Annotated in this window: 23 protein-coding genes; 13 read left to right on the top strand and 10 right to left on the bottom strand. The window is 58.1% G+C overall.

What is annotated here, in order from left to right:
- The first annotated feature begins 395 nt into the window (after nucleotides 1–395).
- From ilvC to J5W70_RS06540, 7 genes are all read left to right on the top strand, one after another.
- Nucleotides 396–1376: a ketol-acid reductoisomerase gene (gene ilvC, locus J5W70_RS06510; protein ID WP_022398148.1), complete on the top strand. Its 981-nt coding sequence runs from the start codon at nucleotides 396–398 to the stop codon at nucleotides 1374–1376.
- Nucleotides 1377–1475: 99 nt separating this feature from the next.
- Nucleotides 1476–2273 carry an ABC transporter ATP-binding protein gene (locus J5W70_RS06515; protein ID WP_022398147.1) on the top strand — a complete coding sequence of 266 codons (798 nt, stop codon included), beginning with the start codon at nucleotides 1476–1478 and terminating at the stop codon, nucleotides 2271–2273.
- A 6-nt stretch (nucleotides 2274–2279) separates the two neighbouring features.
- Nucleotides 2280–2975: a FadR/GntR family transcriptional regulator gene (locus J5W70_RS06520; RefSeq protein WP_022398146.1), complete on the top strand. Its 696-nt coding sequence runs from the start codon at nucleotides 2280–2282 to the stop codon at nucleotides 2973–2975.
- 238 nt (nucleotides 2976–3213) lie between these two features.
- Nucleotides 3214–4221: a hypothetical protein gene (locus J5W70_RS06525; RefSeq protein WP_102731588.1), complete on the top strand. Its 1008-nt coding sequence runs from the start codon at nucleotides 3214–3216 to the stop codon at nucleotides 4219–4221.
- Nucleotides 4222–4225: 4 nt separating this feature from the next.
- Entirely contained in the window at nucleotides 4226–5089 is an 864-nt protein-coding gene (locus J5W70_RS06530) for a hypothetical protein (protein ID WP_022398144.1), read from the top strand.
- 180 nt (nucleotides 5090–5269) lie between these two features.
- Entirely contained in the window at nucleotides 5270–5932 is a 663-nt protein-coding gene (locus tag J5W70_RS06535; RefSeq protein WP_022398143.1) for a hypothetical protein, read from the top strand.
- A 303-nt stretch (nucleotides 5933–6235) separates the two neighbouring features.
- A complete protein-coding gene (locus J5W70_RS06540; protein ID WP_022398142.1) occupies nucleotides 6236–7633 on the top strand; it encodes a sulfatase-like hydrolase/transferase in 1398 nt (465 codons plus the stop codon).
- Nucleotides 7634–7893: 260 nt separating this feature from the next.
- On the opposite strand, the gene J5W70_RS06545 is transcribed toward J5W70_RS06540, so the two are convergent.
- From J5W70_RS06545 to J5W70_RS06555, 3 genes are all read right to left on the bottom strand, one after another.
- Nucleotides 7894–8262 carry an FtsB family cell division protein gene (locus tag J5W70_RS06545; RefSeq protein ID WP_022197005.1) on the bottom strand — a complete coding sequence of 123 codons (369 nt, stop codon included), beginning with the start codon at nucleotides 8260–8262 and terminating at the stop codon, nucleotides 7894–7896.
- A gap of 28 nt (nucleotides 8263–8290) precedes the next feature.
- Complete coding sequence (eno, locus tag J5W70_RS06550) at nucleotides 8291–9571, bottom strand: phosphopyruvate hydratase (RefSeq protein WP_417194173.1); 1281 nt, start codon at nucleotides 9569–9571, stop codon at nucleotides 8291–8293.
- 98 nt (nucleotides 9572–9669) lie between these two features.
- Nucleotides 9670–10326 carry a hypothetical protein gene (locus J5W70_RS06555; RefSeq protein ID WP_022398140.1) on the bottom strand — a complete coding sequence of 219 codons (657 nt, stop codon included), beginning with the start codon at nucleotides 10324–10326 and terminating at the stop codon, nucleotides 9670–9672.
- 174 nt (nucleotides 10327–10500) lie between these two features.
- Between J5W70_RS06555 and J5W70_RS06560 the strand changes: the two genes are divergently transcribed.
- Together J5W70_RS06560 and J5W70_RS06565 are read left to right on the top strand one after the other, a co-directional pair.
- Nucleotides 10501–11196 carry a DNA alkylation repair protein gene (locus tag J5W70_RS06560; RefSeq protein ID WP_102731601.1) on the top strand — a complete coding sequence of 232 codons (696 nt, stop codon included), beginning with the start codon at nucleotides 10501–10503 and terminating at the stop codon, nucleotides 11194–11196.
- A gap of 142 nt (nucleotides 11197–11338) precedes the next feature.
- Complete coding sequence (locus tag J5W70_RS06565) at nucleotides 11339–12580, top strand: LL-diaminopimelate aminotransferase (protein WP_022398138.1); 1242 nt, start codon at nucleotides 11339–11341, stop codon at nucleotides 12578–12580.
- A 291-nt stretch (nucleotides 12581–12871) separates the two neighbouring features.
- On the opposite strand, the gene J5W70_RS06570 is transcribed toward J5W70_RS06565, so the two are convergent.
- On the bottom strand, nucleotides 12872–16246 hold the full coding sequence (locus J5W70_RS06570) for a DUF3472 domain-containing protein (RefSeq protein ID WP_022398137.1): 3375 nt from the start codon (nucleotides 16244–16246) through the stop codon (nucleotides 12872–12874).
- Between the two features lie 201 nt (nucleotides 16247–16447).
- Between J5W70_RS06570 and J5W70_RS06575 the strand changes: the two genes are divergently transcribed.
- Together J5W70_RS06575 and J5W70_RS06580 are read left to right on the top strand one after the other, a co-directional pair.
- Complete coding sequence (locus tag J5W70_RS06575) at nucleotides 16448–17515, top strand: FAD:protein FMN transferase (RefSeq protein WP_180973643.1); 1068 nt, start codon at nucleotides 16448–16450, stop codon at nucleotides 17513–17515.
- A 64-nt stretch (nucleotides 17516–17579) separates the two neighbouring features.
- On the top strand, nucleotides 17580–19181 hold the full coding sequence (locus tag J5W70_RS06580) for a glycoside hydrolase family 27 protein (RefSeq protein WP_022398135.1): 1602 nt from the start codon (nucleotides 17580–17582) through the stop codon (nucleotides 19179–19181).
- A gap of 334 nt (nucleotides 19182–19515) precedes the next feature.
- Here the strand turns inward: J5W70_RS06580 and J5W70_RS06585 are convergent, their stop codons facing one another.
- Complete coding sequence (locus J5W70_RS06585; RefSeq protein WP_012420228.1) at nucleotides 19516–19740, bottom strand: hypothetical protein; 225 nt, start codon at nucleotides 19738–19740, stop codon at nucleotides 19516–19518.
- A 201-nt stretch (nucleotides 19741–19941) separates the two neighbouring features.
- Nucleotides 19942–20205, bottom strand: a complete 264-nt coding sequence (rpmB, locus tag J5W70_RS06590; RefSeq protein WP_012420229.1) for a 50S ribosomal protein L28 — start codon at nucleotides 20203–20205, stop codon at nucleotides 19942–19944.
- Nucleotides 20206–20463: 258 nt separating this feature from the next.
- Between rpmB and J5W70_RS06595 the strand changes: the two genes are divergently transcribed.
- Complete coding sequence (locus J5W70_RS06595) at nucleotides 20464–21465, top strand: MDR family NADPH-dependent oxidoreductase (RefSeq protein WP_215832669.1); 1002 nt, start codon at nucleotides 20464–20466, stop codon at nucleotides 21463–21465.
- The gene (locus tag J5W70_RS06600) at nucleotides 21465–22010 is read left to right on the top strand and encodes a DUF3592 domain-containing protein (RefSeq protein WP_022398133.1); all 546 of its coding nucleotides are present in this window, start codon (nucleotides 21465–21467) and stop codon (nucleotides 22008–22010) included. Before J5W70_RS06595 ends, J5W70_RS06600 begins: the two co-directional genes overlap by 1 nt.
- 38 nt (nucleotides 22011–22048) lie before the next feature.
- Here the strand turns inward: J5W70_RS06600 and ruvX are convergent, their stop codons facing one another.
- Genes ruvX through J5W70_RS06620 form a run of 4 tightly spaced genes read right to left on the bottom strand, consistent with a single transcriptional unit; the run spans nucleotide 22049 to nucleotide 26144 of the window.
- Nucleotides 22049–22474 carry a Holliday junction resolvase RuvX gene (ruvX, locus tag J5W70_RS06605; RefSeq protein WP_022398132.1) on the bottom strand — a complete coding sequence of 142 codons (426 nt, stop codon included), beginning with the start codon at nucleotides 22472–22474 and terminating at the stop codon, nucleotides 22049–22051.
- Nucleotides 22471–23529, bottom strand: a complete 1059-nt coding sequence (locus J5W70_RS06610; protein WP_022398131.1) for a mannose-1-phosphate guanylyltransferase — start codon at nucleotides 23527–23529, stop codon at nucleotides 22471–22473. The genes ruvX and J5W70_RS06610 overlap by 4 nt, the downstream gene beginning before the upstream one ends.
- 34 nt (nucleotides 23530–23563) lie before the next feature.
- Nucleotides 23564–24280: an undecaprenyl pyrophosphate synthase gene (gene uppS, locus J5W70_RS06615; protein ID WP_022398130.1), complete on the bottom strand. Its 717-nt coding sequence runs from the start codon at nucleotides 24278–24280 to the stop codon at nucleotides 23564–23566.
- Nucleotides 24281–24302: 22 nt separating this feature from the next.
- Nucleotides 24303–26144 (bottom strand): DNA topoisomerase IV subunit B, encoded by a 1842-nt coding sequence (locus J5W70_RS06620; protein ID WP_102721328.1) that lies wholly within the window; start codon nucleotides 26142–26144, stop codon nucleotides 24303–24305.
- Nucleotides 26145–26174 lie beyond the last annotated feature (30 nt).

Consider the following 26174-nt stretch of genomic DNA (forward strand, 5'->3'; position numbering starts at 1 on the left):
AACGCCTTTACTGCCAGGGATGTTTTCACCCAGTTCGGGGGAAGGCGTATTTTCTCCGTGTTTCCCGCTGGGCATCCGCCAGGAACAAGGGCCTTCCGGCCCTTGTAAAAATGCCTCCGCTGTATTCCGGAACAGGTTCATCCATGAAGGCTGCCCGGCCGCAAAGCGGTTTCATGGCCCTTGTCAGGAATATCCCGTAAGCGCCCCCATGGGCTCCTTCCTTTCTTCATTCTCCTGCTTTCAAGCTCTTCCCTCCAGCGGGCCCGTCTCCATGCACATAATTTAAAAAACGCAGCCATTCGTTGAAAAGCGCTTGCAATCGGGCGGCGGATGGCTATGTTCTCATTCATCCAAACATTGGATGTTTGGATGAATTACTTAAAGAAGGAGTAACAATGGATATTATTCATGACAACGCCGCTGATCTCAGCGCATTGAACGGCAAGACCGTTGCCGTGATCGGATATGGCGCCCAGGGCCGCGCCCAGGCACTTTGCATGCGTGACTCCGGTGTGAACGTGATTATCGGCGTTCGCCCCGGCAAGTCTTTTGACGCCGCCACCCAGGACGGGTTCCAGGTGATGACCGTAGCGGAAGCCGCGGACAAGGCGGACATCATCCACATTCTGCTGCCGGATGAAAGCCACGGCTCCGTGTATGAAGCTGAAATCAAGCCCCACCTGAAGGCCGGCAAGACGCTTTGCTGCTCCCACGGCTTTGCCTACGTGTTCAACACCATCGTCCCCCCCGCGGACGTGGACGTGATCATGGTGGCTCCCAAGGGACCGGGCACGGAAGTGCGCCGCGTGTTTGAAGAAGGCTTCGGCTGCCCCGGCCTCATCGCCGTGCACCAGAATCCCTCCGGCAAGGCCCGCGACGTGGCTCTCGCCATGGCCAAGGCTGAGGGTCTGACCCGCGGCGGCGTGCTGGAATGCACCATGGCCCAGGAAACGTACGAAGACCTGTTCGGCGAACAGAACGTGCTGTGCGGCGGCCTGGTGGACCTGATGAAGTACGGCTTTGAAACCCTGACGGAAGCCGGTTATCCGCCGGAAATGGCCTACTTTGAATGCGTGCATGAAGCCAAGCTCATCGTGGACCTGATTTACAACGGCGGCATCCAGAAGATGAACTCCGTGATTTCCAACACCGCTGAATTCGGCGAGTACTACAACGGCCCGCAGATTCTGCCCGCCGACGTGAAGGAACGCATGAAGGAATCTCTCAAGCGCATTGAATCCGGCAAGTTCGCCAAGGACTGGCTGGAAGAAGCCGCCAAGGGCGCTCCCAGCCTCAAGGCCAAGCGTGAAGCCCTGGGCCAGCACCCGGTGGAAATCGTGGGCGCCAAGATTCGCAGCTTGTTTGAAAGAAACTAAGGTTTCTTTTACGTTGATCACGGGCCGTTCCGCCGTATCCCGGAGGAACGGCCCGGACACTCCCGGGCTTTCCGCGGAAGCCCGCTATTTTTTCAGTTTATGGACAATTCCTTGCCGGCCGTCAATGTGGAGAATGCCAGGGTATACCTGGGCGGCCACGAAATCCTGCACAATATTTCCTGGCAGGTGCAGCGCGGAGAACGCTGCTTCATCCTGGGCGCGAACGGTGCCGGAAAGACGACGCTGGTCAAGGTGCTGATGGGGTTTGCATGGCCTCTTTTCGGCGCCAGAGTACAGGTGCTGGGCAAGACCTTCGGGCACGTTAATCTGCTGGAACTGCGCAAGTCCATCGCGTGGGTGAGCCCGTTCATGCACAAATGGCTGGAGGACGGCGCCTGGAACGGGCGCGACATGGTGCTTTCCGGCCCTGACGGCACTATTGGCCTTCTGCGGGAGCCGACGCCGGAAGAGGAAGAGAAAGCCGCCGGGATCATGAAATCCCTGAAGGCGCAGCATTTGATGGACAGGCCCGTGGTGGCCATGTCTTCCGGAGAACAGGTCAAGGTGCTCATTGCACGGGCGCTGATGACGAACCCGGAGCTGATGATCCTGGACGAACCCAGCGTTTACCTGGACCTGGCGGGACGCGAATTTTTACTGAAAACCATTGAGGAACTGGCGGAGACGCGGCCTGACCTGACCATCGTGTTCATTACCCAGCGTATTGAAGACATCCTCCCCGTATTCAACCGCGGCATGATTTTAAAGTCCGGTGAGATCGTGGCCCACGGAAGCCGGGACGAGGTGTTGACGGAGGAAAATCTAAAGGACGCCTTTGAACTGGATATCCAGTTGATCAAGACGGAGAAGGGACGCCTCTGGACTGTTATTCGCTAACTTTTCATGAAGAAATCCAAGACAATGGAGTTGAAGAAGCCTGTAAGAGTGTCCCTGTCCCGCCAGGTGCTCACCGCCATGGAATCCATGATACGGTCCGGCAAGTGGAAGGTGGGGGACCGCATTCCCGCGGAGGCGGAACTGGCCCGGGCTTTTTCCGTCAGCCACAACACCATCCGCGAGGCCCTTCAATCCCTGATTCACATGGGGATGCTGGAGGCCCGGCCCGGCGACGGCACGTATGTGATGGCATCAGACCGCTTTGCCGTTGCGGTGAGCAACCGCCTCAAGGAATCCGAACTGCCCCAGATTCTGGAAGCGCGGCTGGCTTTGGAAAAGGAGATTGCGCGGCTGGCCGCCGTTAAAAGGACGGAGGAGGATTTGAAGGAGCTGGAAAGCGCCCTGAAGGACTGCCATGCCAGGGTAAGGCCGGGCATTGAGGACGACATGCTGTTTCACGCTGCCGTGGCCCGTGCCACGCATAACCCGGTGCTTGCGGAATTGTACAACGTGGTGATCCGCCATGTGCAGGAGAATCTGGAAGGCCTGCTGCAGGAGAAGCAGTATGACGCCGGGGCCATGAAGCTGCATGACGACCTGCTGGATGCCATCCGGCAGCGGGAGGCGGACACGGCGGAAAACATTATTGTGAAGATCGTGGAGTTTGATACGGTCAGCATAGGCGGCCAATTCAGCGCCTGATATTCGGGTGTTGGGATGCTTGAACCGGCAGTTTGTCCGGTAACCGGAACGTTCCGGCGTCCTCCGCATGGCGGAAGCCGCCGTTTTTTGCGGAAAAGAGAATGGCGTTCCGGGAAAAATAGGGGAAATAGCTTGGTAATTCATGGAGTACGATTAGTATTTTCAACTTTTTCTTTACATCTTCAAATAAATAAATTACCCGGATAAGGCAACGATATGCCAACTTCCCCTCCTTGCCATGTTGTCTCTATTTCAAATACGTTCTATCGGCCTGATATTGATGGGCCACTGGTTTGGCGCTTTTGCCCAGGCCGGAGAAGATGTTCCTGATGAAGTACAGGCACTGGAAATAAAATCGGAAACGACGTTGTGTTCTGCCGATTTCTATATTGCCAAAGAGCAGGGAAAGGATGTGGATGAGAAGACGGACAAGGAGCGCAAAAAACTCGGCATGGGGGAAGATGTTTTGTTGACTTTGACCGGAAAGCCCAAGGGGGATGTTTCTCAGTTGCAGTGGAAGATTACCAAAGGAGAAGCTCTTGCCTCTCTTCCCGAAAAAACCGAGGGGCTCGAAGAGGTTACATTGACGGTGAATAAGAGAATACAAAAGAAGGGAGAGGTGGAAGTCACCGTCACCACGAGTGAAGGCCTGGAAAAAACCATTGCCTTTGAGATTCTTGTACCGACAAAGCTGACGGCAGTTGTTCCCGTCAAGGCCGATCTTCCCAGTGATCACAATATCATTATTGTGGCTGCTGATGTTAAATTGACGGTGGAACCTACGGAGGTGAATTTTGGAAATATCCAACTGATTGAACGCGATGGAGGATTGACCTATGTCATGCCGACCCCTCCTCCCGATCCGCAAAAACATGAAATAAAATTGGGCGTCCCGCATACGGAGCATGGATGCGATGACCCCAGGAGCATTGAACAAAATAATTCATTCATTGACCGGGTGATATATATGGCAAATTATAACGCCATACATGGAGCTAAGTTGCCGCAGGAATGGTTTTGGACTTGCGATTGGAAAGTCCATGATGGGAAAGGCGGCAAAGAGTCGACCAGTGACGATATCCTCAAAGTGGAAACCGTGGAGCAGAGGTTCAAGGTTGAGTATGTGAAATTCGAAGGAATGGAAGGAGAATTTGAAGAAGTCCAAATTGCCATCAGGAAATTCGGTCGCGCCATATCCTATGATTTATGCTATCATCTAATGAATTATGAATATGTTTGGAAATAATCCAATGAAAGTGTTTACCTTTCTCGCCATGCTATGCTGTATGGTAGGGCTGGGACATGCCCTGCCTTCCCCGGTGTGCCTGGACCCGTTTAAATCTCCCCCTGCGGAGCTGTCCGGCTTGCGGGAGAAGCTGGCGCAAGGGCGGCTGGGGGAGTTTTATACAGAGGCACGCTCCGTGCTGGGCCAATGCGCTTCTGTTAGCAATAAGCAGATCACGCGGGAGGAGCTGGCGTTGCAGCTCTGGCTGTTCTATTATATCGCGGAAACTCCCCTTTATCCCGCCGACTACGACAAGGCGACGCCGGAGAGCATTTTTGACAATAATGATCATGCCGTCAAACATGACATGTTTTCCTTCCTCTACGTGATGAGCCGTGACGCCTCTCCGATGGCGCGCCGCCTCCATCTCCGGGGCAAGACGCTGTCCGACTTGCTGGCCACTTATGCGGCTTCCATCTATGCGCAGTTCCGGAACCGTTACGATCCGGATTTGGAGGAGAAGCACGAGGCTCTGAAAAAATCGTTCGTTCCGTTAAACCGGAAGTATTTGGAAGAAGAACTCAAGAAACGTGATATCGTTTGCAATGTCAATCCCCAGTATTACGTCTTTCTCAACAAGCTGGCAGTAAACAATATCAGGAATAAAAGGTTAAAAAATTATATTTCCGTTCCCAGAATGAAGTATTTTGTGGAAATGCTGGTGAACCTGTTTCCGGGCCAGAGCGGGGCGGTAAAGAACTACCTCCGGATGGCGGGCTATGCGGACAAGGAAATCCCGGACTTGATCAACCGGACGGTGGGGCGTACTCCGGCCACGGAATTTTTGTACAAGGGAATGCCTAAGGATGCGCAGAAGGTAAAGCCGTGAAGCAGGACAAACGCTTAAGGACAGCAGTTTCCCAAGGCAGACGGAATTTCCTTTCCGGACAACTTAAAGCCGTCTATCCCTTGTTCCCGGAAAAACGGTATTTTTGTGAAGGATGGAGAGGCCGGTAACGCTGTGATTTTTATGCTTTTCTGAACATAAAAGTTTGTTAGAATTCCGGGCATGACTACCCCTGTTGAATTGAAGTGTCCGATGTGCGGCGCGTTGCTGGCGATGGAAGATGTGAATATGGCCACGGATATGGCTTTATGCCGCGCCTGCAACAAGATAAGCAGGTTTTCAGAGCTTGTTCAGGAGGAAAGGGATGAGGAAATCCTTGATTCCATTCCCCGGCGCATGAGCGTGACAAAAACGGCACGGGGATTGGAAGTAACGTACAGGAAGCCCAAGGGAGCCGGATTTTTCCTGTTGCTGTTTGCACTGATTTGGAATGCTATTACATACGCCGCCATATTTGTGATGATGGGGAAAATGGCCCATGAGAGTTTATTCGGGCAATTGTTCCTGATTCCTTTCGTTCTGGTCGGGTTCGGTACGTTTTTGGGTGCCGTTTATGTGTTGTTCGGCCGTATGACGCTGACCCTGTCGCCCGGAACGGGAGAGCTGTTCCGCGGGGTTGGGAGCCTGGGCCGCCGCCAGCAGTTTCTTCTGGCGAAGGATTCCCGCATTTCCATTGAGGCGAGTAATATACAGCAGAATAATAAGGTGCTGAACAAGATTGTAGTGGAACAACCGGACGGCAAGCCGTTCGAGTTCGGTACAGGTATTGCGGAGAAGGAAGCCCAGCAGTATGTGGCGGCCCTTCTGCGGCAGATGAGAGGGTAGGGCTGCTGTTCCGGCATTCCAGGGAAGGTGAAGGAATGACAGGGGGAGCCGGCCTTTATTGCCGCCGGATTGGAAACGCCTTGATGGAGCTGTTTCTCCGGCAGCAGGAGGGCGTCTGTCCGTGGGAGCGGCGCGGAAGGAAAGGCTTCGTATCCATTTCCGGGAAATAATTGGATGGGCAAATCGTCCTGTTTTTAGCAAATTCGTTGTTAAAGAGTCATGGATGCCGCTTGCAGGATTGCCCCGGAAATTTCAGAATTAATATTTTGATTGATATGGCAGGCAAGCCGCGTAAATTAACGTATGATGAAGAAAGCGCATCTATTGTTGATTCTGTGCAGTTTGCTTTGCGGGGCGGCGGGGGCGCAGAGCCGCCCGGCCACTCCGCCGAATATGGTGGTCATTCTGGCGGACGACCTGGGGTACGGGGATTTGGGCTGCACGGGGTCCAGGCAGATTAAAACGCCTTCCCTTGACCGGCTGGCGAAGGAGGGCGTGTTCTGCTCCCGGGCGTATGTAACGGCGCCGATGTGCTCCCCTTCCCGCATGGGGCTGCTGACGGGCCGTTTTCCGAAGCGCTACGGCATTACTACGAATCCCAATATCCAGGTGGATTACCTTCCGGAGTCCCATTACGGGCTGCCCCAGACGGAGAAGCTGATTCCGGAGTATTTGAAGCCTTGCGGGTACCGGAGCGCGGTGTTCGGCAAGTGGCATCTGGGCCACACGCAGGGGTATACGCCGCCGGAACGCGGCTTCACGCGCTGGTGGGGGTTCCTGGGAGGTTCCCGGTCTTATTTTCCCGTGAAGAAGGAGGCTGAAGGCCTGAATCCCTCCATGATTGTGTCCAATTTTACGGATAAGACGGATATTACCTACCTGACGGACGATATTACGGACAGGGCGGTTGAGTTCCTCCAGGAGTCCAACAAGGATAAAAAGCCGTTTTTCATGTTCGTTTCCTACAATGCTCCCCATTGGCCCAACGAAGCCAAACCGGAGGACATCGCCAAATTCAAGAACGTGCAGGACAAGGAACGCCGGATTTATTGCGCCATGGTGTATGCGATGGACAAGGGAATAGGCCGCATTCTGGATGCCTTGAAGAAGGACGGTCTGGAAAAGGACACGATTGTCGTGTTCCTGTCGGACAACGGCGGCGCTCCGGAAGCGTCTTCCTGCAACGCTCCTTTCCGGGGTGCCAAGAGGCAGCATTTTGAGGGGGGCGTGCGCGTGCCTTTCATCATCAGGTATCCGGCGGACAAGCGGCTGATTCCCGGAAGCGTCTGCAAGCAGCCCGTTTCCACCGTGGACCTGCTTCCGGCCCTGCTGAAGGCAAACGGACGTCAAATCCCCAAGAAACTGGACGGCATGGATATTCTGGAGCTGGTGGCGAACAGGGGAACGCCTGTTCCGCGCACGTTGTTCTGGTGCACGGATTATACGTCCGCCGTGCTGGACGGGGATATGAAGTACCTGCTGGTGCCGGACCGCGCTCCGCAGTTTTACAGCGTTACGGATGACCCCCAGGAGCAGAAGGATTTATATTTTTCCAGGCACCAGGATGCGGATTCCCTGGCCAGGAAGCTGGGAACGTACCTGACCACGACGCCCGCGTGCCGTTTCCCGGACAGCATCAGCTGGTCCGCCAAGCTGATGAGGGAGTACGACAAGGCCACGCCGGACAAACAGCCTGAATGAGGCCGCATTGGGTCTCGCCAGGGGCCCTGCGCTGCGGTCAATACGCAGCGGCGCCTGCCGGCAGGGTAGCGGGGATGCGGAACCGTCCCTTTCCGCCGCGCGGCATGGTTGCCATTCCCGTGGCTGCCCCTATCCCGCTGCGGATAACCGGGCTGGATGGAGGCCGGGTGGGATCAAACGCCCTGGTTTGGACTGGAACGTTCCGTTGACCGGTACGGGACATGGTTTTCATGGTCCCGTTTTTTCGTTAAAAAAGCGCCTTATTTCAGGCGCTTGGGTTCCGCGATGCGGAGGATATGTTCACCGGGAAGGGCCAGGTTGCCCTTGTCCCGAGCGATCATTTCAAAATAATGGGGGTCCTGGGAAATCCAGATGAATTCGTTTTTAGCCTGTTCCATCTGCTCCCTGGATTTTTCCAGATGCGCCTGGAGGAAGGAACGCTCATGCTCCAGGGAGCGCAGGTCCTTCCATGGCTTGAAACACACCAGGGAAAGCAGCATGGTCAGGCACAAGGCCAGGACGATGGCAAAGAGGCGGAGAGCCCTCTGGACGATCAGGGCACGTTTCTCCCGGCGGATTTCAAGCTCCGCCAAGGTAAAACGATGGTAATAGCGGCGTCTCCAGAGCATTCTTTGCAGTTAAACAAAACATTTTTGATCATAAAATGTGGATTTTGCCACCATAAACTGCGTCATCTCCCAGTTCCTCTTCAATTCTAAGGAGCTGGTTGTATTTGGCCATGCGGTCGGAACGGCTCAGGGAGCCGGTTTTGATTTGCCCGGCATTGGTCGCTACGGCAATGTCCGCAATGGTGGCGTCTTCCGTTTCCCCGGAGCGGTGGGAGATGATGGCGGAGTATTTGTTGTCCTTGGCCAGTTCCACCGTGTCCAGCGTTTCCGTCAGAGAGCCGATCTGGTTGACCTTCACCAGCACGGCGTTCGCCACATGGCGGGAAATGCCCTGGTTCAGGAATTCCACGTTCGTTACGAAGAGGTCGTCCCCCACCAATTGGGTATTGTGGCCCATGGCTTTGGTGAGCTGTTCCCAGCCCAGCCAGTCGTTTTCCGCGCAGCCGTCCTCAATGGAGATGATGGGGTATTTTTTCTGGAGCTCCTGGTAGTAGGCCGTCAGTTCCTCCGCCGTTCTGCCGCGGCCGTCCGATTTCTTGAAGACGTACAGGTTCTGGGAAGGGTCGTAGAATTCGGAGGAAGCCACGTCCAGGGCAATGAAGATGTCCGTGCCCAGCGTGTAGCCGGCGCGTTTCACGGCCTGGGCGATGCATTCCAGGGCGTCATCAGCGGATTTCAGGGAAGGGGCAAAGCCGCCTTCATCCCCCACGGCGGTGGACAGGCCGCGGTCGTGCAGCACGTCCTTGAGCGCATGGAAGACTTCCGCGCCGTAGCGCAGGGCTTCCCGGAAGGTGGGCGCGCCTTTGGGCATGATCATGAATTCCTGGAAGTCAATGGGGGAGTCCGAATGAGCGCCTCCGTTGATGATGTTCATCATCGGGACGGGAAGCACCTTGGCGTTCGGGCCGCCCAGGTATTTGAAGAGGGGAAGATTGAGCTGGATGGCGGCGGCCTTCGCCACGGCCAGGGAAACACCCAGGATGGCGTTGGCCCCCAGGCGGGACTTGTTGGGCGTGCCGTCCAGGTCGAGCATGATTTTGTCAATGGCCGGCTGGAGGGTGGCATCGTGCCCGGAGACTTCCGGCGCGATGATCTTGTTGATGTTTTCCACGGCCTTGAGAACGCCCTTGCCGCCGTAGCGCTTGGCGTCCCCGTCCCTGAGCTCCCAGGCTTCATGCTCCCCGGTGGAGGCTCCGCTGGGGACGGACGCGCGTCCGATGGCTCCGCCGGCCAGGGCCACGTCCACTTCCACGGTGGGATTGCCCCGCGAATCGATAATTTCGCGGCCGCGGACGTCGATGATTTCCAGTTCGTTCATGATCATAAGATTTTTTATTGTCTTTTTTGGACCATGGAACGGCTTTTTTCGTTCCAGGGAACCACGTCATGACCGTGAAAATTCCGGGTTCAGGCGCGAAACTGACGCAGAACGGCGGCGATGTATTCAAGAGTCTCCGGGTCTGAAATGCCGCCGGAAAAGTAAAACGGCCTTCCGGAAGGCTGGGGCACGGAGATGCGGCAATAGTCCGTCTTTTCCCCTCCCTTGCGCTCCATCATGATCGGGGCCTGCGCGGGAAGGAGAAAAGCCCATGTGCTCCCCACCGGACCAATGCCCCGGAAAAGGGACGCTTTACCCGGTTCCACCCGGAGAACGGCTTTTCCCAGCATCATGTCAACGCAGAGGAAGATGATGAAGGCTTCCGTGACGGCAAAGAAGGTGGTGAAGACGGGCAGCGCGAAGTCCGTTTTCCCCGGCCCGAAGGACAGGAGGACGAGCACCAGGGTGATGATGCCCCAAACCACGGCCAGTCCCGTGTAAAGAAGTATTTTGGCAAAGGAATGCCTGTAGGTGAGCGTGACTTTTCCATGGGCGGATGTTACCGTCAGATGCCTGGAAGGGGCCGCAGGCACATCATGGAATTCATGCTCCCGGACCAGGGACGTCCAGGGGGTGGAAAGTCCGCAGCTGCTGCAGGTGACCGTGTCCCGGCGGTTGTCCACATCCGCCGCGGAAAAGGGAGTGCCGCATCCGGGACATTTGAATTGTTGAAGGCTGGAGGGCATAGGGGACGGCTTGCTGCCTGTCCGCAGGCTACCACAGAAGACGGGAAGCCGCCAATTCCTTTTTAGGCGCGTCTCCGGAAGGGCCTTCCAAGGGGGATTCCGCATGGGTTCCGCCGCCTCTCATACGGGAATTCCCCCTTGTGCGGCGCATAGCCTCCATGTAGGATGGCGCCCATGATTGAGAGCAGGCGGCAGTTGAGGGAAAGGATTGAGGCGTTGGCGGAACCGGAGTTTCAGAAGTTCTCCGCTTCCCTGATTCCCGGCGTCAACCGTCTGCTGGGCGTTCGTCTCCCCGTTCTCCGGAACCTTGCCCGCGAGGTGGCGGGGGGGAATTGGCGGGAGCTGCTGGAAAATCCAGCCGTTGACCCGTATGCGGAGGAAGTGATGCTGGACGGCATGCTGATAGCGCTGGCGCGCATGGAGCCGGAAGAGCGCCTGGAACAGGCCGCGCGCTTCGTGCCCCGCATGGATAACTGGGCTGTCTGCGATACTTTCTGCACCAGCCTGAAGTTTTGTAAAAAGCATCCTGCACTGGTCTGGGAGTTCATCCAGCCGTATTTAACGTCCGCACGGGTCTATGATGTCCGCTTTGCCGTGGTGATGATGCTGGCCCATTTCATTACGGAGGATTACGTGGAGCAGGTGCTGGCCCTGCTGGATGGCGTGCGGCATGAGGATTATTACGTGGGCATGGCGGTGGCCTGGGCGGTTTCCGTCTGTTATGTGAAGTTCCCAGCATTGACGCTGGAGTATTTGAGGAATTCGTCCCTGTCCGATTTCACTTACAACAGGGCTTTGCAAAAAATTATTGAATCCCTGCGTGTTAGCCGGGAAGACAAGAGTTTGATGCGGAGCATGAAACGCAAATAGGCAGCGGCTCCATGTCCGCGCGGAGGGAACCGCAGGAAAAGGGGTGTGCGGAGATAGTGACGCAGGGAGGGGAGCCATGCCGGAACGGGGCCTTGATTCCTTCCCGTGGAGGGTATGGAATGAGACACTTACTATTAAAACCATGCCTAATATTAACGATAACTTCCTCAAGCTGCAGGCGGGATATTTGTTCCCGGAAATAGGGCGCCGCGTGAATGCGTTTGCCGAGTCCCATCCGGAGGCGGCCAAAAGGCTGATCCGCTGCGGCATCGGAGACGTGACGGAACCTCTGCCCATGGCGGCCATTGAAGCCATGCACGAGGCGGTGGACGATTTGTCCACCCATGAGCGCTTTCACGGCTACGGTCCGGAGCAGGGCTATTTCTGGCTGAGGGAGGCTATCGCCAAAAAGGCCTACCAGGTCCACGGCGTGCATGTGGAAGTGGATGAGATTTACGTGTCTGACGGCGCCAAGTGCGATACGGGCAACATTCTGGACATTTTCGGGCCGGGCAACAGGATCGCCGTGCCGGACCCGGTTTATCCCGTGTATGTGGATACCAATGTGATGGCCGGGAATACCGGGGATTCCAGCGCGGACGGTTCGTATGAGGGACTGGTGTACCTCCCCTGCACGCCGGAGAACAATTTTGTGCCGCAATTGCCGGATGAGCATGTGGATTTGATTTACCTGTGCTTCCCGAACAACCCTACCGGGGCCGTGGCTTCCCGGAATGAATTGCTGAAATGGGTGGAGTATGCCCGGGCGAACCACGCCATTATTTTGTACGATTCCGCGTATGAGGCATTTATACAGGATTCCGCCGTTCCCAAGTCCATTTTTGAAATTCCCGGCGCGCGGGATTGCGCCATTGAGTTCCGCTCCTTTTCCAAGCAGGGGGGCTTCACGGGGGTGCGCTGCGGCTACGTGGTGATTCCCAAGGAGCTGCACGGCCATGATTCCGGGGGGAACAAGGTTCTCATCAGCCAGCTGTGGAGCCGCCGCACCAGCACGAAGTTCAACGGAGCTTCCTACATCGTCCAGCGGGGAGCCGCGGCCCTGTTTACGCTGGAAGGCATGGCGCAGACCGCCGTGCTGATCAGCCATTACCTGGGGAATGCCGCGCTGCTGCTGAATGCCTGCCGCCAGGCGGGCATGCGCGTGTGGGGAGGGGAAAACGCCCCGTATGTCTGGGTGCAGTGTCCGGACGGCCTGGATAGCTGGCAGATGTTTGACAAGATGCTGTATGAGGCTAATGTGGTCATTACGCCCGGTTCCGGCTTTGGTTCCAGGGGGGAAGGGTTCTTCCGCATTTCCGCATTCAATTCACGGGAGAACGTGGATGAGGTCTGCCGCCGCATCCATGCCCTGTTTGCCAGATAAGGAGGCGTTCCCGGGCAGATTTTGTCAGGCCGCAGTGCGGGAAGCACTGCGGCTGCGCGCATGATTGTGATGGGGAAAGCCGCATGGAGGCTGTTCCTGCCTAGGATGGCGTAATCCGTCCGGTTTCAGAGGAAAGCCGCCCGGCGCCCGGAAGCGGAGCTTGTTAAGGTCGGCGGAAACGCTCGCCAGGGCGGAGAAAATGAGAGAACTGCATGAGCTCCTCTGGCGTTGCAGGGAACGCCCCGCGCCGGAGTGCCTGTGTTCATGGGAGAAGAAGGAGAGCATTCTGGTTCAATGGCCCGGATAGACCTGTTTCCAGGTTTTGCCTTCGTCCGTGCTTTCATAGATGCCTTTTTCCGCGTACAGGGTAATGTGCCTGTTGTTCGCGGTGTCAATCAGCAGGTTGAAGGCGGCTCCCCAGTCTTCCTTGTCGGAACGCTTCTGCCAGTTTCTGGCGTTGCGTTCGCTGGAGTACACGCCCTTGCCGTCCAGCGGGACGGCGAGCATGAAGGTATCGTCCAGGCGGCGCCTGTCGATCGCCAGCGTGGGCTGTGTGACGGGCAGCCCCTGGAGCACACGGTTCATGGTGCGGCAGTCATTGAAGGAGGTGTAAACGCCCTGGGTGGAGAAGACGTAGAGCTGGTCTGCGGCGCGGGTGTCGTACACCAGTCTCAGGAATCCCGCTCCCTGCACTTCGTTTTTCTGGTTCCATTTCTTCCCGTTGTTGGTGGAGATGAAGATTTTGCTGGTGTTGGCCTTGCGGTCCGCCGTCACGGCTCCAATCCTGGCCTGGGCGGTCGTATGGAAGCCGACGTTGGTGACGGGTTCCCCCACCAGGCCCACGTTGTTCCAGGTGTCTCCGCCGTCCGTGCTCATGAAGAGTCCGGCGCGGTCCGAACCGACGATGATTTCCCGCGGATTCCGGGGATTGACGGAGATGAGCTCCCCGGCAATGAAGGAGATGGGGGACGGGTCCACTTTTACATCCGGGTTGGCGACGGTCCACGTTTTACCCATATCCTTGCTGCTGAACAGGGCTCCTCCCTGGGAGGTGGGGGCCAGCAGGAACATTTTGTCCCCGGCAAGCGCCATGGAACGGACGGTTTTGACGCCCCTGGGCAGTGTGAGGGGCTTGCGGGCGTAGGTTCCGTTTTTGCGTTCCAGCAGGTCCGCTCCGGAACGGTAGCGCACCACCGCCAGATCCGGGGAGAGCAGGGAGTAGCCGATGATTTTTCCGGCAGGCATGGCGGCGGTTATCTTGTGCGGCTGGAGTTTGACGGGTTTGATGGAGATTCCGTCCATGGCGGCGGAGAAGATGCCCTTGCCCTTGCCCGGAATGGTCCTGAACGTGATGCCGGCGATGGCTTCCTCCTTCATCGGGATGATGCGCTGCATGCCCATTTCCCATTTTTTCATGTCCGGGGAGGTGAAGCAGGTGAATTCATTGCCGCGCCGCATGATGCGCACCCAGGAGTGGTCCTTGTTCAGGGTGAAGGTGGATTGGCGCCCCGTTCCGTAGTCGCTGAAGTCCGCGCTGCACCGGAGGCCGCGGCCCACAGTCCGGAAGACGGCGATTTCATCGTCGTAGTTGGTGGCTCCCGTGTCCTTGCGCACCATGATGCCGGCCCAGCAGTCGTCCCCGGTGTCCAGCGCCTTGTCGCTGATGGAGCTGATGTGGGCCGTCAGCATGAAGTCACCCTTGATTTTTTTGCTGACCAGGTATTCCCCTTCCCCCACGAAGCGAAAGGCGTTTCCCGCGCCGCTGATGGAGTGGGGCAGCCCCGGTTCCCCGCGCAGCATGGCTTCCCAGCCGGGGGTGATGCGGCTCTGGGAATGGACGGGGACGACGGGGGTGTCCACCGTATGGGAACCGTTGTAGAAGACGCGCGCCCACAGTTTGTTTTCTCCGTCAAAGAGCATGAGGGGAGCGGTGAAGGGGGCTGCGTCCGCGGCGGCGGCCAGCTTGGCGCCGTTGTAGTATTCCACCTTGTTCACCCGTCCGGAGGAGATGGCTGTTTTCAGCACGCGTTCCGGTCCCTTGCCGCCCACTTCCAGCCTGGCTTCCGGTATGTCCGCCCGTTTGGGGCGCATGAGGCTGGCGAGCGGTATTTCCTCCATGGGGCGGTTGCCATACTGCCAGCCCACCCACGCCACGGTGAATTCGTGTTCCGGCTTTTTCTTGAAGTAGGTCAGCTTGATGGGAGTGACGCCTTTTTCCAGAAAGACGGAGGCGCGCCTTTCCGACGTGCTGTGCAGTCCGTCGTTGTCAATAACGGTTTTTCCGCCGACGTCCAGGCGGCTTCCGTCACAGGTTTGGAGGGCGAAGGTGTAGGCCCCCGTCTGGGGGACGACCAGGAAGCCTTCATATTCAAAGGCGAATCGTCCTTCCCTGGCTCCGCGCAGGGCCGTGTCAAATCCATGGGAGACGCCGGTCCGCAACGGCTTGGAGAAGTCCAGTTCCGCCAGTTTGGACCATCCGTCCTTGTTTTCCAGGTATTTGTATTCCAGTCCGCTGGACAGGTCTTTTTTGCCGGGCAGCCTTTTGAGGGGAGTTTCCGCAGCGGCCTTGGCGAGTTTCAGGGTTTTCTGCTGGTCAAAGATGTCCGTGATGGTGAGCCTGACGAAGCATTGGGGGATGTCCCGGGGGAGCGCGACAGCTTTGGTGCGTACGTGCGGGATTTGTTCCTCCACCGTGTAAATGGGAGTTCCGGAGTATTGCGGATTGTCAAAGACCTCTATCTTGTACCCGAACTGCGGGGAGGACGTTTCCGCCAGCGTCCAGTCCACGATCACCTGGCTGCCGTCGTGGCGCGCGTTGCCTTCCGCCGCGATGGCGTCCATCACGGGCTTGTCCGGCTGGTTCAGCTTGAACGTGTGCTTGCGGCCCGGCTCCAGGTTTCTGGGAAATTGCCTGTTTTCCGTATAGGACATGGTCAGGATGGAGTCGTTTTCCGTCTGGTGGACCGTCCAGCCGCTGTATTTCATGCCTCCTTCCTTGGGAACGTTGATGGAAACGGTATCACATTTTTCCCACGCGCCGTTGTGCCTGTAGAAGCCCTTGCCGCGCCACAGTTCCCTCTGCTTGCGGCCCCCGTGCCCGAAGTCCTCCAGAAAGCCGCCGTTCCCCTTGAAGCCGGTGGCCGCATAGGGAATGCGGAAGGTGGCGATGTGGTGCCACCGGTTGCCGGCCTGGTCTTTCATCCACCAGCCGGCGTAGCATTCCTTCCTGGCTTCGTCCGCGCCCCAGGTCCGCATGAGCATGGTGTACCACTGCTTGGTCTTGATCCACGGGACGTCGCGCCCCCCGGCCTTTCCGGAAGCTCCTTCACCCACGTATTGCTGGGCGTAGACGTGCGGATTGACGTACACGTTGCGCACCTGCCGCCCTTCGTAAACGGGAGCGGGCCAGAAGGACCATACGGTGGAGGGGCGGTAGGTTTCCAGGTTCGTGTTGTCGTTGGCGTTGGCCGCCACGCCGGCATAGAAGTAGCCGCCCTTGGGGAACATGTCCAGGTTCCAGCAGGAAAAGTAGGTGGATTCCGGCCAGTAGGGGTAGAGCAGGTCCACCATGATGATGTCGGAACCGGCTTTTACTTCGTCACCGTACCAGCTGGCGGAAACGGGAAGCGTTAAAAGAAGCCACAGGGAGAGCAGGAATCTGGTCATGACGATGAAGAGGGGAAAATTTGCAAGAACGTGGAACCGTTCCATTTATCATGAAAAGGGGGGCGTGCGCCAGCTTCAAATGAAATAACGTCATCCCGGTTTTGTCAGCGGATGGGATGACGGCGTCTCCATGGCGCACTCGGTCCTTGCTCCTGTTTGTTTGTGCGGAGTAGGTTTTGGAACATGATCCCGCAGGTGCGCATGAGTTCTTTTTTCCGGCTGGCCGTTGTTTCTGCGTGCTGTTCCTGCCTGCTGGCTGCTGCGGGGACAAGCCGGGGGCAGGAGAGGGAAACGGCTTCCGCCCCGCCGGAGCCGCTTTCCTGCGTTCATGCTCCGGATGGAAGGGTAACGGTGCGGGGTACGGCCATGGGAACGGTGTTTACGGTGCGCGCCTATCCCGGGCACGGGATGGATGCGGCGCAGACGGAGAAGGCCTGCATGGAGTCTCTTGCCTGCGCCGTCCGCTGGGAGAAGGTGATGTCCGCCATGGATGCGGGGAGCGGTCTGGCCCGGTTGAATGCCGCGGAAAACGGCGTTTCCGTCCCCGTTTCCCTGGAGCTGGAAAAGGCTCTTCTGCTGGCCCTGGATTATGCCCGGCTGACAAAGGGCGCCTTTGACCCCACGCTCGGTCCCTGTATCCGCCTGTGGAAGAAGAGCCGCCGCCACGGCGTTCTCCCGTCCGGCGGGGAACTGGAACGTGCGCGCCGGGCGTCCGGATGGGAAAAGCTGTACGTTGGCAAGGGGGCCGCGGTCAAAACGGTTCCCGGAATGAGGGTGGACCTGGGAGGCATGGGCAAGGGGTTTGCCGTGGACCGGATGGCGGAGATTTTGAGAAAAAGAGGAATCCGTTCCTTCTTTATTGACAGCACCAGCGACGTTATGGCCGGCGCCCCCCCACCGGGGGAGCGGGGATGGCGGCTGCTGGTGGATGAAGGTAATGGGAAGAATACGGTGCTGCTGTTGAGCCATGCCGCCGTCTCCACCTCCGGGAGCGCCCGCCAGATGGCGAAGATCGGCGGTGCGGAGTATTCCCATGTGCTGGACCCCCGCACGGGGCTGGGCATGACGGAGGGCAGGCAGGTGAGCGTGCAGGCGCCTTCCGCGGCGCTGGCGGATGCCCTGGCGACGGCGGGGAACGTGATGCGTGAAGAGGATTTCCGCTCCCTGGCGGCACGGTTGCCGGGAGTGTCCGTCCCGGCTTTTTTCCGGAGTTCCTCACGTTTTGCGGAAGGAACGCAGGAACAGGATGGCGCACGGAGGCCGAGATAGACAGCATGATGAAAGAAACGGGGGAGCGGACGCGTTTTTTAAGGTACACCTCCATAGACCATTTATGAAATTGTACCGTTTTTTCCTGCCTGCCGTGCTTGGCGCCGCCGTATCCTCATCATTTGGCACGGAGTTCCCGAATCCTTATCCGGCTCCCCCTCCCGGCGTGCGCCTGACTCCTGAAACCCCGCTTTCCCCCTCCGTCAACGGCGCCCGCATTGTTGGCGCCACTCCCGGCGCGCGGGTGCTGTTCCAGGTTCCCGTTTCCGGGGAGCGTCCCATGAAGATTCAGGCGGCTGGGCTTCCCTCCGGCCTGAGGATGGATTCGCGCGGGCTGGTGACGGGTACCGCCCCGGCGAAGAAGGGGGAATACAAGGTGAAGATCCAGGCTTCCAACAGGCATGGAAAAGATGCGAAGGAGTGGATTCTGAAGGTGGGGGATGAGTTGTGCCTGACCCCGCCCATGGGTTGGAGCAGCTGGTATTCCTACAGTGAGGCCGTGGGGCAGGAGAATGTGCTGAAGACGGCCCGGCTTTTTGTGGAGCGGGGGCTTGTCAACCATGGCTGGACCTATATCAATATTGACGATTGCTGGCAGGGCGAGCGAGGCGGACGGAATTTCTCCATCCAGCCTAACAAGCGCTTTCCGGACATGAAGGCCATGTGCGATTCCATTCATGCCATGGGGATGAAGGCGGGCATTTATTCCACGCCCTGGATGGGGACGTATGCCGGGTTCATCGGAGGAAGCTCGCCCAATGCGAAGGCGGATTACGGGGAAATGGCCATTCCGGAGAAGGACCGCAAGCAGAAGAATCAAATTTTCGGGAGTTACCCCGGCGTGCATCGCAGGAAGGCGGACCGTGTAGGCGCCGTCTGGCTGTTTGACCGTGACGCCAGGCAATGGGCGGACTGGGGGTTCGATTACGTGAAGGTGGACTGGAACCCCAATGACGTGCCGACGACGGAACGCATCCGCCAGGCTCTGGACGATTCCGGGCGGGATATTGTGCTCAGCATATCCAATGCCGCCCCGTATAAACAGGTGGAAGAGCTGGGGAAGCTGGCCAATTTGTGGAGGACGACGGGGGATATCCAGGACCACTGGGGCAGCGTCAGCGGCATCGGCTTTTCCCAGGAACGCTGGCAGAAGCACATGCGCCCGGGCCACTGGAATGATCCGGACATTCTCCAGATCGGGAAGCTGGGCAAGCCCAACCAGCCCAATACCACGTTTGTCCAGACGCAGCTGACGCCGGATGAACAGTACACCCATGTGACCTTGTGGTGCCTCCTGTCCGCCCCGCTCATCATTTCCTGTGACCTGGAGCATATCGATTCATTCACGATGGGGCTCCTGACCAACGACGAGGTGATTGCCGTGGACCAGGACCCTGCCGCCCGTCCCGCCCGCAAGGCGTGGCACCGGGGGGATTTCCAGGTCTGGACGAAGGAGCTGTCCGACGGTTCCGTAGCGGCGGGGTTTTTCAATACCGGGAAAGAGAAGGGCGTAGTGAAGGTGAACCTGAGGGAGCTGGGGCTCTCCGGCGCGTATGAAGCCAGGGACCTCTGGAAACGCGCCGACCAGGGAACGGTGAAGGGAGATATGGCCGTGGAGTTGAACAGCCATGGAGCGGCCATGTTCCGGTTCAGCAAAAAGAATTGACGGCAGGGGCAGGAATGGATGCTTTCAAGGACGGCATCTTTTTTTGCCGGCCAGCGGGTCCGTGAATGCCGCGTTTCACCGCCTGTCCATTATTATAGGAATAAAGGGTGAAATGGATAGCCGGCTTTGCAAGAATAGCCTGGCGGGGCGGCGGCTTTAAGAAACGGGCTGTTTCAGCCTTGTTTGCAGGGGGCTTGTGTTGCGGCAAATCCGCTGCCGCCCTTTCCGAGTGAAAGTCTTTATTTTTTCCATAAAAAAGAACCGTTCCGGTTAACCGGAACGGTTCTTATAAAGAGATTGATGTGACTTGCCTTAATCTCTCCGTACAGCTTCCTTAAGCGGCGATGCCGAAGTGCTGCTGGATGGAGGCGAAAATCTTGTCGCGGCGGGCGCGGGCTTTTTCGATGTCACGGGTCTTCAGAGAGAATCTCAGGCGTTCCGCCGTGGAGTCAGGCTTGTGAACCGTGACGTGGCACCACCAAACTCCCCTGTTGTTCCACAGGTGATGGTTGGGGTTGTCATCATTAATTCTAAGAGCGATTTTGGTTTGGGCTTTCATCTGTGTGATCTTTTTCCAGTAGGGGACGTCTTATTTACGTCCGTTGGTATATTAATGTTTCAATAAAACCTTCAACTTGGAGGCGCCTCACTTAAGCAGATGATCCCTTGTCTTTTTGGACATCTTTTTCTGCCAGTTGCTCACCTCGTTGAAGCCTTAGAGTTCAAGTGGTGTAACAACGTTCAAAAAAAAGAATCTTTTTTACAGGAGACCTACCTTTTTAAGAGTGTTGTAAGCACCGTTCTTGTTGATCGTACGCAGGGCCTTGGCGGAAATCTTCATTTTCACGAATTGACCGAGTTCGGGAACCCAGATGCGCTTTTCCTGAAGGTTGGGGAAAACGGTACGATTGACAGTCTTAGTGACGTGACGACCAATACCGCCCTTTTTCTTGGCAAGACCGGAGCGATGGATACGACGACCTTTGTGAGGCATGGTACCTCTGATGATGCAAATTCGGGACATGGCAATCGAAGTTATTTGTTAATGCGAGAGAGATAGTCTAGCGTATTTTCGCCTAAGGTCAAGAACAACCGAACAAAAGACTCGGAATTTGTGCCGGCCCGGCGGCAGCGCTGCCGGGCTTTCCTGCGGTCTGGTTCCCTCCGTTCATGGCCGGGGGGCAGGCGCCGGGGAAAGGCGCGCGCGGCCGGATGGCTTGTTTGCCCGTGTAAAACGTATCCGGCGCTTGCACGGAGGGAGGCGGCGTGAGAGATTGAAAGCATGAGTGAGAATCATTATGCAGAGTTTTCCGAATGCAGCATGAAACCCCAGGACGTGCTGGAGTATGTTTCCGGTCCCATGCCGGTTCCGGAGGAGGGGGAGGTGCTGATCCGGATGAAGGCGGCCCCGATCAATCCGGCGGACATCAATTTTGTGCAGGGCGTTTACGGCGTGAAGCCCGTGCTGCCCCATTCACGCGCCGGACTGGAAGGCTGCGGCGTGGTGCAGGAGTCCCGCGCAGAAGGCTTCCGCAAGGACGATGAAGTGATTCTGCTGCGCGGCGTGGGTTCCTGGAGCGAGTATGTGGCGGTTCCTGCCGTGAACGTGATGAAGCTCCCCGTGAAGGTGGATCCCGTGCAGGCGGCCATGCTGAAGGTGAACCCCCTGACCGCCCTGCGCATGCTGGAAGGGTTCGTTTCCCTGACTCCGGGGGACTGGGTGGTGCAGAACGCCTCCAATTCCGGCGTGGGAAGGTGCATTATTCAACTGGCCCGGGAGATGGGCGTGAAGACGGTGAATTTTGTAAGAAGGCCGGATGAATTGAGGGATGAATTGACCGCGCTGGGCGCCGACCTGGTAGTGGGAGAGGATGACGAGGATGTGGTGAAGAATACCCTGGCCCGGCTGGACGGAAAGAGGCCCGTGCTGGCCTCCAACGCCGTGGGCGGGGAAAGCGCCCTGCGCCTGATGGACATGCTGGCTCCCGGCGGAAGCATGGTGACGTACGGCGCCATGAGCAGGAAGAGCATCAAGGTGCCGAACGGTTTCCTGATTTTCAAGGGCATTAAATTGGAAGGCCTGTGGGTGACGCAGTGGCTCAAGAATGCCCCCGTTCCGGAGATTGAGGCCGCTTATGACAAGCTGGCGCGCCTGATGGCGGACGGCAGGCTGAAGCAGGCCGTGGATACCGTTTATCCGTTGAGCGACGTGCGCCGGGCCGTGGAGAAGGCCCAGGAAGAGTTCCGCAGCGGCAAGGTGGTGCTGAGCATGGAGCGTGCCTGATGCATGGGGGGAGAGAGTTTTCGTTTTCCCGGGCTGCGGAGCGCTGGAGGGATTTTTTCAGCGTTCCGTGGTTCGGTTGGTATTGGCTGCTGGCCTGGGTGATGGCGGGGCTGAGCCTTTATTCCATATGGCAGGCCGGTGATTTTTTTCTGGAAAAGAGCCGTTTTGCCCGGGAGGGCCTGTGTACGGAAGGGACGGTGCGGAACATCACGGAGGATACGGTGAAGTTGTGGAGCCGTTCGCGGGTCATGGGGACGTCCGGTCCCTCTCTGGACGTCTGGGCGCCGGAAGTGCGGTTCCTGCCGCAGACCGGGGAGGGGGAAGTGGTATTCCAGTCCCCCGCTTTTCTTTTCTGGTCTTCCTATTCCAGGGGGGACCGGGTGACGGTCTGCTACCCGCCGGAACGCCCGGAAGACGCCCGTGTGGCGGATAGCTTCATCTGGTGGCCGGAAACGCGCCGGGCCCTGTGGCTGATGGCGTTTCTGCTTGCCGGCGGAACGGTCCTGCTGAGGAAGAGGGAAGTGCGGAGTTCCGTAGGCGCGTAAAGCAGGGATTGCGCCGCGGCACGGCGCCGTTTGCCGTTTCAGCCCAGCGTGGAATCAAGCCACGTGTTGAGGATTTCCACGGCGGCCACCTGGTCGATGATGGGGCGGAAGCTTTTCTCCTTTTTGCCGGCGGCGTGCAGTTTTTCCTGGGCGATGACGGTGGTGAGGCATTCATCCATGAATACCATGGGAAGGCCGGGAAGGGCGGCGGCCAGTTCCCTGCCGAACGCGCGCACCCTGGCGGCGGCGGTTCCTTCCGTGCCGTCCATGCGGACAGGGATGCCCAGCACCAGGGTGCGTATCCCCCGCTCCTGGACGAGCTGGACGATGCGGGTGACGCCGTCCGTTTTGTGCCTGTGGATGGTTTCCACAGGGTGCGCCATGATGCCCACGGGGTCCGTGGCGGCGATGCCGATTCGGGCTTCTCCGTAGTCAATGCCCAGGGCCGGATGCTGGCTGGTCATCTGAGTTCGTCCGGAAGCTGGTTGACGATTTTTTTAATTTCGTCCGCCTTGTTTTTATCCGCAATCAGGATGGCGTCCGCCGTTTCCACCACGATCAGGTTTTCCACGCCCAGCAGGGCCACGTGCTTGTCCCCCCGCTGGGAGAAGACGATGTTGCCGGAGGCGTCCTGCACGGTGATGTCCGTATTGGTGGTGTTTTTGTTGTGGGTTTCCAGATAGTTGGCTACGGATATCCAGGAGCCTACGTCGTCCCAGTCAAAGGTGGCTTCAATGTTCAGCACCCGGTCCGCGTTTTCCATCAGCGCGAAGTCGATGGAGATGGGCGTGAGCGCCGGGAATTCCTCCCGGATGGTTTCCTGCGGGTCCGGGGATTCCGCGATGTGCTCCACGAAGGAGGCCAGCTCCGGGCAGTGCTTGTCAAGCTGTTCGCACACGGTTGGAATGCTCCAGACGAACATGCCAGCGTTCCAGCAGAAGTTGCCCTGGCTCAGGTAGGCGGCGGCCGTGGCCGTGTCAGGCTTTTCGCGGAATTGGATGACTTCGCGGCAGGAGCAGCCCGGTGCGGAGGCGATTTCCTTCCCGCGTTCAATGTAGCCGTAGGAGGGGCAGGGCCAGGTGGGCTTGATGCCCACGGTGACGAGCGCCTTTTCCCGCGCCGCCGTGTCCATGGCGGCTTTCATCAGGGAGCGGAAGGACGCCTGGTCCTGGATGAGCTGGTCGGAAGGGATGACAAGCATGACCCCGTGCGGGTCCGCCGCCTTGATGAGGCCTATGCCCAGGGCGATGGCGGGCGCCGTGTCCCGGCGCACGGGTTCGGAGATGATGTTGTCCACGGGGATGTCGTGGGCCTGGCGGCGCACTTCCGCCTCCTGCAGGTGGTTGGTCAGGATGAAGATGTTCTGCCGGGGCACCAGGCCGTCCAGCCTGTCGATGGCCTGGCGGAGGAGGGTGCCTTCCCCGAACATGTTCAGGAGCTGCTTGGGACGGTGGTCGCGGGAGAGGGGCCAGAAACGGGTGCCGCTGCCGCCGGCCAGAATGAGAGCGTATTGGTTCATGGCGATTCCGTAGGAATGTGGTTTAAAAAAGGGGTCAAAGTGCGCCGAAGCGGCGTTTTCTGCGGGAGTAGTCCAGCAGCGCCGCTTCCATGTCACGGTTGCTGAAGTCCGGCCACAGCGTTTCCGTTACATAGAGTTCCGCATAGCTGATCTGCCACAGCAGGAAGTTGGAGACGCGCATTTCCCCGGAGGTGCGGATGAGCAGGTCCGGTTCCGGCATGCCGGCAGTGTCCAGATGCTGGTTGAAGAGGTCTTCCGTGACGGCGTCCGGGTGGAGTTCCCCGCGGGAGGCTTTCTCCGCGATTTTTCTGGCGGCGGCGGCAATTTCCGCCCTGCTGCCGTAGGAGAGGGCCAGAACCAGGTTGAGCCTGGTATTTCCCGCCGTGGCTTCCAGGCTGGATTGCAGCAGTTTCTGGGTTCGCTTGGGAAGGCGTGAAAGGTCGCCTATGGCGTGAAGGCGCACGCCTTTTTCCTGCATCTGGCTGAGGCGTTTTTTCAGGAATTCGTGCAGCAGCAGCATCAGCGCGTGCACCTCCGTCTTGGGGCGGTTCCAGTTTTCCGAGGAGAAGGCGTAAAGCGTGAGCCAGGGAATATCATGGTCAATGCAGAAGTCCACACAGCGCTCCACCGTATCCGCTCCCGCCCGGTGGCCGGCCTGGCGCGGCAGATGGCGGCTGTGCGCCCAGCGGCCGTTGCCGTCCATGATGCAGGCAATATGAACCGGCAGTTTTTCCTTGGGAATGGTAAGCATAGATAGATGTGGCTCCGCTACTCTAGTCCATGACCGGGTCCAGTTCAACACGCAAGTTTTTCAGGATGTATTCCTGTCTTTCCCTCGTGTTTTTGCCCATGTAGAAGGAGAGCAGGTCCTTCACCTTGTGTGAGTCTTCCAGGCGAACGCGGTCCAGGCGCATTCCTTCCCCGATGAAGGCCTTGAATTCCTGGGGGGAGATTTCGCCCAGGCCCTTGAACCGCGTTATTTCCGGGTTTTTGCCCAGCAGGGCGATGGCCGCTTCCCGCTCCGCGTCCGAGTAGCAGTAAATGGTCTGCTGCTTGTTGCGCACGCGGAAGAGGGGAGTTTGGAGGATGAAGAGGTGGCCCTCCCGGATCAGCTCCGGGAAGAACTGGATGAAGAAGGTCATCAGCAGGATGCGGATGTGCATGCCGTCATCATCGGCGTCCGTGGCGATGACCACCTTGTCGTAGCGCAGGTCTTCCAGCCCGTTTTCAATGTTCAGGGCGTGCTGGAGGAAGTTGAATTCTTCGTTTTCATAGACGACCTTGCGGCTCATGCCGAAGGAGTTCAGCGGCTTGCCGCGCAGGGAGAAGACCGCCTGGATTTCCGCATCCCGCGCCGTGGTGATGGAGCCGGAGGCGGAGATGCCTTCCGTGATGAACAGGGTGGTTTCCCCCGCGCGGGCGTGCTTGGAGTTGTAGTGCACGCGGCAGTCCCGGAGGTTCTTGTTGTGGATTTTGGCCTTGCGGGCGTTTTCCTTCGCCAGCTTCTGGATGCCGGAGAGTTCCTTGCGGTCCCGCTCGGAGTCTTTGATCTTGGCTTCCAGGGCTTTGGCCGTCTCCGGGTTTTTGTGCAGGTAGTTGTCCAGCTCCCTGGCGATGAAGTTGCCTACGAAGGTGCGGATGGTTTCCCCTTCCGGGCTGATGGTATTGGATCCCAGCTTGGTCTTGGTCTGGGATTCGAAGACGGGTTCCTTTACCTTGATGGAGATGGCGGCCACGAGGGAGGAACGGATGTCCCCAGCCTCATAGTTTTTCTTGAAAAAGTCCCTCAGGGTTTTGACGATGGCCTCCCGGAAGGCCGCCTGGTGGGTGCCCCCCTGCGTGGTGTGCTGCCCGTTGACGAAGGAGTAGTGCTCCTCCCCATACTGGCCGCCATGGGTGAAGGCCACCTCGATGTCGTGCCCTTCCAGATGGATGATGGGGTATAGCGGTTCCTCGCTCATTGCCTCCGTAAGCAGGTCCAGCAGGCCGTTTTTGGAGACGTAGCGGCGTCCGTTGAAGTGCAGGGCCAGCCCCTTGTTGAGGTAGGAGTAGTACCGGCACATTTTTTCAATGTATTCCGGACGGAACTGCGTGGTTACGGGGAAAATGTCCGGGTCTGCGTGGAACGCCGTGCGGGTGCCGTTGGGCTCCTCCGTGGCGCCGTCCTTCCGTCCTTTGGGGAGTTCCTTCCCGCGGCAGAACTGGTAGGAGCGCGTTTCCCCGTCGCGGTAGGCCTGGATTTCAAAAAAGTCGGAAAGGGCGTTCACCGCCTTGATGCCTACGCCGTTAAGCCCTACGGATTTCTTGAAGGCGTCGCTGTCGTACTTGGCTCCGGTATTGATTTTCGCGGCGCAGTCCAGCAGTTTGCCCAGCGGAATGCCGCGTCCGAAGTCGCGCACCTCGCACAGGCCGTCCGGAGTCACGTCAATGGTGATTTTTTTGCCGAAGCCCATGACGAATTCGTCAATCGAGTTGTCAATGACTTCCTTCAGCAGGACGTAAATGCCGTCATCCGGAGAGGTTCCGTCGCCCAGTTTGCCGATGTACATCCCCGGACGCATGCGGATATGCTCCCTCCAGTCCAGGGTTTTAATGCTGTTTTCGTCGTAGGCCATGTGCAGCGGGGTCACGCCTATTATAGCGGA

The organism is Akkermansia massiliensis (genome assembly GCF_018847375.1).
In the GTDB taxonomy this organism is placed as follows: domain Bacteria; phylum Verrucomicrobiota; class Verrucomicrobiia; order Verrucomicrobiales; family Akkermansiaceae; genus Akkermansia; species Akkermansia massiliensis.